Source organism: Gemmatimonadota bacterium (genome assembly GCA_016712265.1).
Lineage (GTDB): Bacteria > Gemmatimonadota > Gemmatimonadetes > Gemmatimonadales > Gemmatimonadaceae > RBC101.
In genome coordinates, this window is the sequence record JADJRJ010000028.1 from 708737 (window position 1) to 722330 (window position 13594).

General features: G+C 67.7%; 6 protein-coding genes and 1 pseudogene. 4 read left to right on the plus strand and 3 right to left on the minus strand.

Features of this window, described 5'->3' with window-relative positions; translation table 11 throughout:
• Positions 1–232: 232 nt before the first annotated feature.
• Positions 233–3373 (plus strand): PD40 domain-containing protein, encoded by a 3141-nt coding sequence (locus IPK85_09915; GenBank protein MBK8247697.1) that lies wholly within the window; start codon positions 233–235, stop codon positions 3371–3373.
• A 24-nt stretch (positions 3374–3397) separates the two neighbouring features.
• Here IPK85_09915 and IPK85_09920 read toward each other — a convergent pair whose 3' ends face one another.
• The gene (locus tag IPK85_09920; GenBank protein MBK8247698.1) at positions 3398–4651 is read right to left on the minus strand and encodes an amidohydrolase; all 1254 of its coding nucleotides are present in this window, start codon (positions 4649–4651) and stop codon (positions 3398–3400) included.
• A gap of 124 nt (positions 4652–4775) precedes the next feature.
• On the opposite strand from IPK85_09920, the gene IPK85_09925 reads away from it, so the two are divergent.
• From IPK85_09925 to IPK85_09935, 3 genes and pseudogenes are all read left to right on the plus strand, one after another.
• The gene (locus tag IPK85_09925) at positions 4776–7862 is read left to right on the plus strand and encodes a hypothetical protein (GenBank protein ID MBK8247699.1); all 3087 of its coding nucleotides are present in this window, start codon (positions 4776–4778) and stop codon (positions 7860–7862) included.
• Positions 7863–7951: 89 nt separating this feature from the next.
• Positions 7952–9043, plus strand: coding sequence for a GGDEF domain-containing protein (locus tag IPK85_09930; protein MBK8247700.1), 1092 nt, complete (start codon positions 7952–7954; stop codon positions 9041–9043).
• Between the two features lie 1235 nt (positions 9044–10278).
• Positions 10279–11635, plus strand: a pseudogene (locus IPK85_09935) (dicarboxylate/amino acid:cation symporter).
• A gap of 566 nt (positions 11636–12201) precedes the next feature.
• On the opposite strand, the gene IPK85_09940 reads toward IPK85_09935, so the two are convergent.
• Together IPK85_09940 and IPK85_09945 are read right to left on the minus strand one after the other, a co-directional pair.
• Positions 12202–12636, minus strand: coding sequence for a hypothetical protein (locus tag IPK85_09940; protein MBK8247701.1), 435 nt, complete (start codon positions 12634–12636; stop codon positions 12202–12204).
• The gene (locus IPK85_09945) at positions 12629–13594 is read right to left on the minus strand and encodes a hypothetical protein (protein ID MBK8247702.1); all 966 of its coding nucleotides are present in this window, start codon (positions 13592–13594) and stop codon (positions 12629–12631) included. Before IPK85_09945 ends, IPK85_09940 begins: the two co-directional genes overlap by 8 nt.

Here is a 13594-nt window from a genome sequence, read left to right on the forward strand (position 1 = left end):
CGGGGAGCACAGCGAGGAGCAGTGCGGCGCCGCGGCGTGCGCGTGGGCGGCCAAAGGGCTGCGGGTTCATTGAGCGCATGGGACGGGAGTTCGGGCGATCCAGGTTCGGGCCGGCCAACATGGCGGCCGCCGCTGGAATGACGGCGGGAAATCTACCCTTGGACCCGCGGGTTTCGGCTCGCGGGTAAGGCTGCGGCGCCGCATCTTCGGGGCGATCCCACCCAGACTCCTCGTGCGCCGATTCGTCCGCTCCCTCGTACCGCTGCTCCTCCCCGTGACCCTCGCCGCGCAGGCCGTCCCATCGTGGCGCGTCGACACGGTGCGGGCGCCCGGTCCACGCCTCGACTTCACGGCGACTCGCGGCACGTGGATGAACGTGGACGTTTCGCCAGACGGTCGCTCGATCGCCTTTGACCTCCTCGGCCATGTGTACGAGCTGCCCCTCGCCGGAGGAGAGGCCCGCGCGCTTACGCGCGGCAGCAGCTGGAACATGCAGCCGCGGTATAGCCCCGATGGCGCGCGCGTCCTGTTTACCTCCGACAGAGGGGGGATGAACGCCCTCTGGGCGCTCACCCGCGGTGGCGACCAGGTGGAGCAGCTATCCAAGGGGTCGCAGTGGACCGCGGGGGGCTCGTGGTCAGCGGATGGGCACGCCTTCTTCGCCACCGTCATGGACCTCGGCGCTCGCTTCTCGGCCGTTCGACTGGACCAGTGGGGGAATCGGCTCGAGTTCGTGCGGCCAGCGGTCTTCACCCCGCCGACGCATTTCGTGGAGGCGGGCGGCAAGGTGTACTACTCGATTCCGGCAGGGGCCGTGTATGCCGCCGGCTTCCAGGTGCGCTCGTACGACCTTCGCACCGGGGAGACGTCCACCCTGGTGGCACGACCCGGCGGGGCCTTCTCACCCACGCTGTCACGCGATGGCCGCTACCTCGCCTATGCCCATCGCGACGACAAGGCCACGCAGCTCGTGCTGCGCGTGCTGGGGACCGGCGCGGAGCGCGTGCTCCTCCCCGCGCTGGATCGCGACCGCCAGGAGGCTGGGGCCGGCACCGGGTATGGTGCCCATCCGCAGATGAGCTTCACCCCGGATGGGTCGGAGATCGTGCTTGCGAGGGACGGCAAGCTCATCGCCGTTCACACCCAGCGCGGTGCGGTGCGGGAGATTCCGTTCACGGCACCGGTGCAGCGGCAGCTGGCACAGCGATTGGCGTTCCCGGTCGCGGTCCCCGCCGAGGGGACCACGCGGACGCGATCGCACCGATTCGGGATCGCCGTTGATGGTGGTGTCGTGTACGAGGCGCTGGGCGACTTGCACCTCATGGCCGGGACGCAGCGCACCAACCTGACCAACAGTGCCGCGCATGAGTCGAGCCCGGTGTTCGATCCGGGGAGCCGGACCTTGTACTACGCGACGTGGGACGATGACTCGCTTGGGGCGGTCTGGTCGCGCCCCCTTGGCGGTGGCACGCCGCAGCGCCTGACGACGGTCCCGTCCCAGTACGGGTCCCTCGCCCTCTCGGCGGACGGGCGGTCACTGGCCTACATTCGGGGAGCAGGGGAGTTGCAGCGTGGGGAAACCACGATCGACGAGCAGCTCACCTTTGACCTCATGGTCCGAGGCCCTGACGGGTCGGAGCGGCGCGTGGCGGGGGTGTCCATGGCGGGGTCGAACCACATGGGGACCGCCGGGCAGCCCCCGGGCGTGAGCTTCACGCCCGACGGTAGCCGGATCTACTACACGGAATTTGCAGGTGACACCCTCTATCTCCGGCGCGTGCGCCTCGACGGCGAGGGGAAGGAGACGTTGTATGCCTTCCCGCACGCAGTCACGGCCAACGTCTCGCCCGATGGGCGTTGGGTCGCCTTCCGTGAATACCAGCGGAGCTTCGTGACGCCGTTCGCCTTTGCGGGACGCACGGTCGCCATCAGCGCCTACGATCAGCTGGGCCCCGCCTTTCGTGTTGACGCGAACGATGGGGGATACCTCGGCTGGTCGCGCGACGGCGCCCGCGTGCACTGGACCCGGGGAACGGGCTACTACGAGAAGGCGGTGGCCGAGATCGTGGCCGCGCGCGGGTCACCGACACGCACCGACCTGTCGTTCGACTTTCTCGTCGATCGCCCGAGCGGGACGATTGCGCTCACCAACGCGCGGGTTGTGACGATGGACGCGCGTCGCACCGTGCATGAACGCGCCACGGTCATCATCACCGGCAACGTGATCTCGGCCGTCGGCCCCTCGGTGCGCGTCCCCGCCGGCGCGCGCACCTTCGACCTGCGGGGCCGCACGGTGATTCCCGGGATGATTGACGCGCACGCCCACTACAACCCGACGCTTTCGACCCTCCACACCGTGGAACAGCGGCACCAGGGGCTGCTGGCGAACCTCGCGTACGGTACGACGACGATGTACGAGGTCTACGGGAACGTGTACAAGGACTTCCTCGTCTCGGACCTGCAGCGGAGTGGCGCCATTCCCGGAGCGCGCCTGTTCTCCACGGGCAATCCGATTTATGGCCTGCGCACCTACCGACCAAAGATCTTCCGCCCGATCACGTCATTGGCGGACGCCGAGGAAATCGTACGCTTCAACAAGGACCATGGGGCGACGGCCCTGAAGGACTACGTCCAGTTTGGTCGCGCGGCGCGACAGCAGCTGTACGAGGCGGCACGGTCCATGGGGGTGAACGTGGTGGCGGAGACAGCCGTCGATCCGCCGATGAATTTCACCATGCTGCTCGATGGGGTCAGCGGCCTGGAGCATACCATCGGCCTGACGCCGATCCAGGACGACGTCACGCGCCTCTGGGCGGCCAGTGGGGCTGGGAATACCCCGACGCTCATCGTCTCGTACAACGGGCCGCAGGGTGAGACGTTGTATCGGCAGTCGGAACGTCTCTGGGAGGACCCGAAGGTCCTGCAGTTCTTCCGTCGTGACCAGATGCTGGCCGGTCGGCGCCCGACGCACTTCTTTGACGACGACATCTACGCGGTGGAGATGGCGGCCGAGCTGAAGAAGCTCGCGGCGGCCGGCGTGTCGCTGCAGGGCAGCGGGCACGGCCAGCAGCACGGGCTCGACAAGCACTGGGAGCTGGAGCTGTTCGTGAAGGGCGGATTCAGCGCCCTCGATGCCCTGACCTTTGCGACGATCTCGTCTGCGCGCTACCTCGGGTTGGACCGCCAACTCGGCTCCCTCGAGGCGGGGAAGCTCGCGGACCTAGTGATCCTGGAAGCCAACCCACTTGTCGACATCCGCAACTCGCGCCGCATCGATCGCGTGATGCTCAACGGCGTGTTGTACAGCGGGAAGGATGCGGCGCGCGTGTTCCCGGATCCTCGGCCGGCGCGCCCGATGTACTTCCAGCGTTAGGCGGGTCGGCGGGAGGTGTGGCGGTCAGGGCGAGGCAAGCCGATCGAGCAGCACCGCGGCCATCGCCCGGGCGCCAACGGCGATGGCCCCTTCGTCGGCGACGTAGCCCGGTGAATGGGGCATCCCGACCCATCCCCTGGCGCTGTTCGACACGCCGAGGAAGTAGAACACGCCCGGGACCCGTTCCTGGAACGAGCCGAAATCCTCGCTGAACGCCGGGACGATCCCGGTCACGGCGCGGACGGCATCGGCCCCCAGTCGCGCGCGGATCGCCGCGGTGGCGCGCGTGGTCAAGGTGCTGTCGTTGGTCACCCCGGCGACCGCTTTCGCCTGGTAGGTCCCCTGGATCGTGACCCCCATGGGCATCAGGGCCGCAAGGCCGGCGGTGACCAGCGATTGGGCCCGCGCCCGAGAGGTCGCCGAGGCCACCGACACCGTCCCCGAGATGGTCGTCCGGCCCGGGGTGGCCTGCGGCGGCGATAACGTCAGCGCGATGAAGTCGAACGGCTGGTTGGCGAATGCCTGGTCCGGCGTGGCCGTGGCGAGCTGCTGAAGCGCCTGCAGGGTGATGTTAGTCGCCACCGAATGGTCACCGGCACCAGTGAGCGTGACCGTGAACGGATCGCGGCCGGCCATCATGGGGCCGGGGGCGGTGGCGAGCGCCCCCACCTCGTATGGGGCCGTGTGCAGGCCGTAGATCGCGACCGGCCGTTCGTTCCCGAAGACCCCGGCCGCGAGCATCGCGTTGGCCCCCGTCGCCCGTTCCTCGGCGGGCTGGAAGACAAACATGACACTGCCGGCAAGTGAGTCGCGCAGGCTCTGCATGATCCCCGCCAGGGCGATGCCGATGGTGGTGTGGATGTCGTGGCCACAGATGTGGCGGACGCCGTCCGTCAGCGACCGGAACTCCACGGGATCCGGGGCGCTGGAGGGCACCGCGTCCATGTCCGCCCGGTAGGCCACCATGGGACCCGGGCGGCGCCCGCGCACGAGGGCGACGACGCCGTGCCCGCCAACTCCCGTGCGGATGTCGGTGAGTCCCAGCCGCCGGAGTTCCACCGACACGGCATGGGCGGTGCGCACCTCGTTCCCTGACGTTTCTGGGTGGCGATGGAGGTCGCGGCGAAACTCGACCAGCCGAACGGCGTCGCGTTCGAGCACGGCGCGCGCGCGGTCGTCCACTGGACCGGTGACGGCGACGGGAGGTGCCTGGGACCCGGCTGGCGAACATGCAACCAGTGCGGCTGCGAGGGCGAACAGGCGAGGTGAGCTGGTCATGGGCTGGTCGGCACGAAGGTCGGACGATGGTGGGGGTAGCACGGCTGCGGAACGCAGGCGGGACAGGGCGCTCCACCGGGTGACCGGTTGTTCCTCGGGGCGCCCGGCCATCGCATCTTGTGGGATGCGTCTCCCCATCATGGCCTTGCTCCTGGCGCCGGCTGGCGTCCTTGCCCAGTCACGCCCCGCCTGGGAGCCCGACTCCCTGGGGAATCACCGGGCGGTAGTCCAGGTGAACACCCGTGCGGACGCCGTGTTGGCGCGCCTGGACTGGAGGCGTCGCGACAAGGCGCCGGAGGAGGTGCAGGTGGTCGTGATTGACGCGGCCACCAATCGCCGAGTGGTGAATGCGGCCCGGGTGGAAATCACCCGCGAATTCGGGGAGATCGTCTTCCAGCCCCCCACCGTCCCGGGGACGTACTACATCTATTACCTCCCCTACACGGGCACCTTCCAGTCGCCGTATCCCAAGCTGGCCTGGCGCACACCGGACGATGCCCCGCAGCGCGAATGGCTCCTGCGCAACGCGCTCACCCCGGACAACTCGCGATTCCGCGGGTACCGGCAACTGCCGCCGGTGCAGGTGCTGCGCTTTGAGTCCTCCGACGCGTTCAGCACCTTCACGGATATGGAGCGCGTGGCCTCGCGCAGCGAACTGGACGCCCTCCGGCAGCGTTACAGCTGGGCGGAGTTTTTTCTCTTTAGTGAAGACCGGAACCGGCCGATCCGGATGTTCGATGAGGTGCCGCAACGATGGGCCGTCGGCGGCCCGTTCCAGGCGCACCAGGGGAACACGGATCGGGGGGAGTACTACACCTTCCAGGTCGGGGTGTGGGCGCATCGGGCGGCCTTGCCACGGCTCGCGGTCGAGATCGATGAGCTGAGGGGGCGCAAGGGCGGCGTGATTCCGCGACGGGCGTTGACCTGTTTCAACGTCGAGGGGATCGACTGGGCGGGCCAGGGGTTCAGCAAGGCGATCAGCGTCGCCGCCGGGCGCGTGCAACCCCTGTGGTTCGGCGTAGACGTCGACTCGACCCTGGCCCCCGACGTCTACGAAGGGGACGTCACGATCAGCGCCGAAGGGGTGCGGCCCCAGAAGATCCGTGTCGCGTTGACCGTCGGGGCCGCGCTGGCGGTAAACCACGGGGATGACGAACCCAGCCGGCTGACCCGACTCCGCTGGCTCAACTCGCAGCTCGCGGCGAACGATGAGCTGGTGGCCCCGTTCACCCCGATGACGCGCGAAGGGCGGCGGGTCGGCGTCCTCGGCCGGCAGTTGACTGTTGGATTGGACGGCATGCCGGAACAGGTCACCTCCACGTTCACGCCGAGTGTGACGAGTGCGCGGGGGATGCCGCGCCAGCTCCTGGCCGCACCGATGCGCCTGGACGTGACGGCGGCGGGAGGGAGATCGGTCGAGTGGCAGAATGCCTCGGTGGCCTTCGGTCCGCGCACGGATGGGGTCGTTACCTGGCAGGTGCAGCGCGAGGGGCGCGATGGGCTCACGATGGACGTCCAGGCGCGGATGGAGTTTGACGGGACCGCAGAGTACCAGGTGAGCCTGCGCGCCCGGGAGGCCACGTCGTTAGGCGACGTGCGCCTGGTGGTCCCACTCCGCGCGGACGCCGCGCGGTACATGATGGGGCTCGGCCAACCCGGAGGACGCCGGCCCGGCGCCTTTCACTGGACGTGGGACGTGGCGCGCAAGAACCAGGACGCGGTCTGGTTGGGCGACGTGAACACCGGGGTCCAGGTGACGCTCAAGGACGAGTCGTACGTCCGGCCACTCAACACCAACTTCTACCTGTCCAAGCCGCTCGTCCTCCCGCGGTCGTGGGGGAACGGTGGGCGCGGCGGATGCGATCTCTCGGTCGCGGCGGTGCCGGTCGTGGGCCCGGTCACGCGGCCCCGGGCGCCAGCCCGCGCCACGCCGGACAGCGTCGTCACGCTCAGCTGTTTCTCCGGGCAACACTCCCTCGCCGCGGGCGAGACGCTGCGCTTTGACATGCGCTTCGCGCTGACGCCGTTCAAGCCGATCGACACGGACGCCCAGTGGGCCACGCGGTACTTCCATGCCTTTGTGCCGGTGGACTCCATCGCCGGCCGCGGGGCCAACACGGTGAACGTGCACCATGCCAACCGCGTGAACCCGTGGATCAACTACCCGTTCCTCGAGCCGGCGCAGATGAAGGCCTACGTGGACAGCGCCCACGCGCGCCGCATGAAGGCGAAGATCTACTACACGGTGCGCGAGATCACCAACCATGCCCCCGAACTGTGGGCCATTCGCTCGTTAGGTGACGAGGTGCTCGCCCGTGGCCCGGGGGGCGGTGGCGCGTGGCTCATGGAGCACGGGGGCGACGACTACCTCTCGGCCTGGCATGTGGCCCCGATCCGTGATGCCGCCCTCGTCACGAGTGGCGTGTCGCGCTGGCACAACTTCTACGTCGAGGGGCTCGACTGGCTCGTGAAGCACGTCGGCATCGATGGGCTCTACATCGATGATGTCGCCTTCGACCGCACGACGATGAAGCGCGTGCGGCGCGTGCTCGACCAGGGGAATCGCGGGGCCCTCATCGACCTGCACAGTGCCAACCAGTTCAACGTCCGCGACGGCTTCGCCTCCAGCGCCAACCTCTACCTGGAGCACTTTCCGTTCATCAATCGCCTCTGGTTCGGCGAGTACTTCGACTACAACAGCAACCCCGACTACTGGCTCGTGGAACTCTCCGGCATTCCCTTTGGCCTGATGGGCGAGATGCTGGAGAAGGGCGGTCATCCCTGGCGCGGGATGACCTTCGGGATGACGAATCGCATGCCATGGTCCGGCGATCCGGCGCCGCTCTGGGCGCTGTGGGATGCCTTTGGCATGACAGGCAGCCGGATGGTGGGGTGGTGGGCGCCGGATGCCCCGATTGTGACCGGTGACACACTGGTTCTCGCGACCACCTACCTGAAGCCGGGGCGCGCCCTCGTCGCCTTGGGGAACTGGAGTTCGGACTCCCGGTCCGTTCGCTTGCGCATCGACTGGCCCGCACTGGGGATACAGTCTCGTGGGGCGCGAATCGCTGCGCCGGCGGTGCGGGAGTTCCAGGAGGCGGGGCAGTGGGCGCCGGGTGATCCGATCACCGTCCCGGGCGGGAAGGGGCTCCTCCTCGAGGTGACCGGGACCCCGGTCGCGACCCCGGGTCGGAACCGTCGCACCCCGTAAATCGTCTTCACCGGGTGCGGGACACGGAACCTTTGACAGGTGCGGCGCTGATGGTGTTGAGCTGGTGGCAGGAGGTGTGGCGGGGAGACATGGATCGCTCCGATCTCGCGATGCAAGCCGAGCACCGGATTGCCCGCTCGCGCTTCGTCCTGATGTTCGTGCTGGCGGTCTTTGGCGGCATCCTCGCCATCTCCGACCCGACCCACGTGGACTACGTGCGAGCGGTGCCGGTCAATCTCGGCTGCCTCGCGCTCGCCTTCGCCATGCTCGTGGTGACGCGACGGGGCGAATGCCCAGTGTGGCTGTCCATTGCGACCGCCATCGGCGACGTCTCGTTGGTGTCCCTCCTGCACGTGCTGGACCTGGCGCAAGGCAACCCCAGTGTTGCAGTGAACGGGCGCGTGACCTTCATGGGGTACTTCCTGGCGTTGGTGGGCACCTGCATCCGGTGGGACCGGCGGGTGGCATGGAGTGCCGGGGCGGTGGCTGCCCTGCAGTACCTCGGCATCGTCATCGCCAGTGCCCGGATGTGGCCAACGACACCGACGCGCGACGTGCTCCAGTACGGTGCCTTCGACTGGGGCGTTCAGGTCGAACGCGCGATCATGCTCGTCCTGTTTGGGTTCGTCTGCGGGCGGATTGCCGCCTGGGCCGTGACCCTGCGCGAGCATGCGACCACCGATCTCCTGACCGGCCTGATGACGCGACGCACCTTTGAGGGACGCGTCTCGGACGAGCTGTTGCGCACCCGGCGTCTCGGAACGCCGCTCAGCGTGGCGATGGTCGACATCGACCACTTCAAGCGGATCAATGACGACTACGGCCATCAGGCGGGCGATGCCGTACTCCGTGCCGTTGGCCAGGTCCTCACCGGGGCGATCCGGCGGACCGACCTCGTCTGCCGGTGGGGGGGCGAGGAGTTCGCCATCGTCTACCTCGATACCTCGGTTGAGGACGCGGCCGTCCACGTGGAGCAGCTCCGGGCCAGGGTGCGCGCCCTCCGGGTCCGCGTTGCGTCGGGGCACACGGAGATCGGGGTCACCATCTCCGCCGGACTCGCCGGGGGGACGGGGCAGATGACCCTGGAGTCGTTGGTGCGGCAGGCCGATGCCCGACTCCTGCGGGCCAAGCGGGAGGGGCGCAATCAACTGGTCACCGTCGAGGTCCCGGTTATCACGTAGCGTCGAGCGGAGCGCGGGGGTCGCGCGTAATATCCCTGTTACCCACTTGGCGCCCCGGCGCTGGAGACTCGACCCATGCTGACGCGACGCGACTGGATGCAGGTGACCGCCGGTGCCGGGCTCTCGCTCGGGCTGACCCCGCGCCTCCTGGAGGCCCTCGCGCAGGGCCAGCTCATCCGGCGGGCTATCCCCGGGTCCGGTGAGATGTTGCCGGTGATTGGTCTGGGTAGTTCGGCCACCTTCTCCCAGGTCGCCCGCGGCGAAGACGTCGCCGCGCTCAAGGCAGTGTTTCAGGCGATGATCGACCGCGGGGCCACCGTGTTCGATACGGCGCCCAGTTATGGCGCCTCGGAACAAACCGCGGGGAACATCGTGAACGAGATGGGGGCCGCCAGGAAGTTCTTCTGGGCCACCAAGCTCAATGTTGCCGGACGTGGTGCGGCCACGGCGGACCCCGCCGCCGCCAAGGCACAGGTCGAGCGCTCCTTCGCGATCTTCAAGCAGCCGAAGATCGACCTGATCCAGGTGCACAACATGGGCGACCCGGCCACGCAGCTGGGCATCCTCAAGGAGTTCAAGAAGGAAGGACGGGTGCGCTACATCGGCATCACCACCACCTCCGACGGCCAATACGGGGAGCTGGAGCAGGTGATGCGCAACGAACCCTTGGACTTCATCGGGATCGACTACGCGGTGGACAACCGCAACGTGGAGGAGCGCATCCTCCCGCTGGCGCAGGAACGAAAGATCGGCGTGCTGGCCTACGCGCCGTTTGGGCGAACCGGGCTGTTCCGTCGCGTGGGCGACCGGCCGGTGCCGGAGTACGCGCGGGAGTTCGACGCCACCACCTGGGCCCAGGTCTTCCTCAAGTGGATCATTGGGCACCCGGCGATCACGGCGGTCACTCCGGCCACGAGCCAGGCGAAGAACATGCTCGACAACATCGCGGGCGGGGTCGGTCGGTCGCCGACGGCGGCGCATCGGAAGCAGCTCGCGGAGTTCATCGATGGGCTTCCGGCGCCGGAGCGGAGGAGGAGGGAGACCGCCAGAGCGGCCAGGAGGAACGGACCGGAAGGGCGCAGCACGGGTGGTACGGGGAGCACGGGCGGCACGAGGGGCACGCGGGACCCGTGCTGCCCCAGACCCGTGCCGCCCGTGCTTCATCGGTATCTGGCACCGCCTCTTCCGCCCACTGCTGCCCCCACTTACCATCCCGCGCCCCTCACCCTTCCTGAATGTCCGAAGGTTCACGCAACCCGGAAATCCAGCACGAAACCCGGGACGACATTGCCGCCCCCACGCACGGCGAGCCTGAGCTTCCGCCGACCGCGCACCCGGTACCACCGAGTACGATCGCGCGGCTGGGAAAGAACCTGACGTTCCGCGTCCTCGTCGCGATCACCCTTGGGGTCATTGTGGGGGTGGTCGCGCCGTCATGGGGCAAGGCGATGAAGCCGGTTGGCGATACCTTCGTCAACCTCGTCCGGATGGTGATCGCCCCGATCATCTTCCTCACGATCGTCATCGGGATTGCGCAGACCACCGACCTCAAGAAGGTCGGGCGTGTCGGGCTGCGCGCATTCATCTACTTCGAGATCGTGACCACCTTCGCGCTGGCCATTGGCGTGATCGTGATGAACGTGGTGCGTCCCGGCGACGGGATCGACGCCTCGCGCCTGGCCACGGGAGACATCTCGCGCTACACCACCGCCGGTGAGCAGATGAACTGGGTGGACTTCTTCACCCACATCGTCCCGAGCAGCGTGGTTGGCGCCTTCGCCGAGGGCGAGATCCTGCAGGTGGTCTTCTTCTCCGTGATCTTCGGCGTGGCGCTGGCGTCGTTAGGCCGGACCGCCCGTCCTGTCACGCGGATCCTCGATCGCCTGATGACGGTCTTCTTCCGCATCGTCGGCATCGTCATGGTGGTCGCCCCGATCGGGGCCTTCGGCGCCATGGCCTACACCATCGGCAACTACGGCCTTGGCTCCCTCGTGGCCCTCGGGCGCCTGATGGGGACGGTGTACCTGACGATGTTCCTCTTCATCTTCATCGTCCTCAACCTCGTCGCGCGGCTGTACGGCTTCTCGCTCTGGAAGCTCATCGTCTACATCAAGGACGAGATCCTGATCGTGCTGGGGACCTCGTCCAGCGAGGCGGTGCTGCCGCGGATGATCGACAAGATGGAGAAGTTCGGTTGTGCGCGACCGGTGGTGGGCCTGGTCATTCCCGCCGGCTACTCGTTCAATCTCGATGGCACGTCGATCTACCTCTCGATGGCGACGCTGTTCATCGCGCAAGCCTACGGGGTGGACCTCAGCATCGGGCAGCAGCTGTCGGTGCTCGGGGTGCTCATGATCACCTCGAAGGGAGCAGCGGGGGTGACCGGGTCGGGGTTCATCGTCCTCGCGTCCACCCCTCGCCGCCCTGCGCGTCGTCCCGATGGAAGGGCTGGCCCTGCTGCTTGGTGTCGATCGGTTCATGAGCGAGGCGCGCGCGATCACCAACCTCATCGGGAACGCGGTGGCGACGGTGGTGGTGGCCAAGGGAGAGAAGGGCTTCGATCCCGAGGTGCACGCCGAGGCCATTCGGTAGCGGGTCGCGACGCGCGCTTCGCCTCGAGGTGGGCGGCGTCCAAACAGCCGACCACCTCTCACGACGGCCCTCGAGGACTATTCGTTGGTGAGCTTGCAGGCAAACGGGCGCCCTTTGCGGGGCGCCCGTTTGTCACATGTGTGACTCCCGCCCAAACATCATGCGATGCTCGCCGCGGCGAATACTCAGTGAGCCTTGAGGCCCTTGAGCACCGGCAGGGCGGCCTTCGCGGCCGCAGCAGCCTTGACGTCCTTCTTCTGGGAAATGTCCTGCTGTTTCTTGCGTTCCTTGGATCGTGGAGATTTGTCGCCCATGGGGTCCGCCCGGTTCGAGGATGGGCCGGCACCTCCGCCACGCCTCCTGGTCCGGCAATGAGAGCCCGGCAGGGGAACGCACCGTGCGCCGAAGCCCATCGAAGGCTATCCGAACCCGGTCACGCACACCAGTGCCCGGTGCCTGAATACTGCATTTTTCTTTTTGCCAATTTGCGCCCTGCGGATCCCTCACCGGAAAACGAAAGGGCGCCCCATTGGGGACGCCCTTTCGCCTCGCACGTCGCTGTCGCCCTATGCGTTCCGGTTGATGCAGCCGGAGAAGGTCGGCGAGTTCCGCTCCTCGAACGGGATCACGAAGTTCAGGTCCGTCCCGTAGTTCCCCGTCAGCGGCTGGGCCTGCGTTCCCGTGGGGTACACCGACTCGGCCGGGCGCTGGTACTGCCGCACCAGGCGACGGAGGTCCGCCAGGCGGTGGCCGGTGAGCCACATCCAGTAGGCCCGCTCACGGAAGAGCATGTCGACCGCGGCCGCCTGCGTCGTAGGCGCCGCGCCGGGCATGGCGCCGACGGTGTAAGTGACGGCCGCACCACCTGCGGGGTTGGGTACCGAACGCGGCGTGGTGCGCAAGGTGTTGAGCCCCGCGAACACGGCGTCACGATCGGCCTGCGTACCACCCTGTAGCCGCGCCTCGAGCTCGATGAGGCGGGCTTCGAGGCCATCAGCCACGATGATCGACGACGTGCGCCCGTACTTCCGTTGGTCCGGAAGGCGCGTGTGCAGCGAATTGAACCCGTTGCGCGTGGTGGCAGCCCAAGGCACGCGGGGATCGACTGGTGTCTGCAGGTAGGGCAGTCCGTTCGTTCCTTCGTTGTTGATCACCGTGTAGCGGGGCGCCGTGACGGAGAGGGCACCCCAGATCCGCGTTCTCCTGCCGTCCCGAGTTGGTCGAGTGGAAGGTGAGCCACTGGAAGGTCGTCGGAACACCTTGCACGGCTGCGGCCGCCTGGGCGAACTGCCCCAGGTTCAGGAGGGCACGGGCCCGCCCGATTTGCGCGGCATAGCGCACGAAGTTGCTGGTGTCGGCCTGGAGCAGGGCGGTATCCAGGCTGGCCACGGCCATTTGGAAGACCTGCTGGGTGGTAAGCTGCGGTCCTGGAGACAGCACACCGTCGGTGTTCTTCGCGAAGCCTACGCCGGAGCAGTACATCTCCCCAAAGAAGACCTCGGCGAAGCCCTTGTACAGGAACACCTCTCCGATGTTGCGCTTCGGTTCTGGTGCCACCGCGCGCAGCACGCCGGCAGCGGTTTCGGCGCCGGATCGGGCCCGATGCAAGGCGCGATACGTCCCGAGCAGGGCGGGATTGTTCTCGATCATGGTGCGCGAGGAGACCGACAGCCGGTCCTCGAAGGTGTCCGTGCTACGGATCTCGTCGGCCATGTTGCCGGTGGACACGATCACGCCATCAATCGAGCCGGAGAACGCGGCCTGGAAGTCCGAAAGGACGCCATTGCGCAGGGCGTTGGCTCCGGCAGCAGTTTTGTAGTCCTCGACATTGAGGATGTCCGGGTCGGTGACGTCCAGGATCTGGTCGGGGCTGCACCCGGCCACCGCCGCGAGGGCGATGGCGCAGGTGGCGGCGACACGGCGGGTCACATGCTTCATGGATAGGATGGAGTTCGTCAT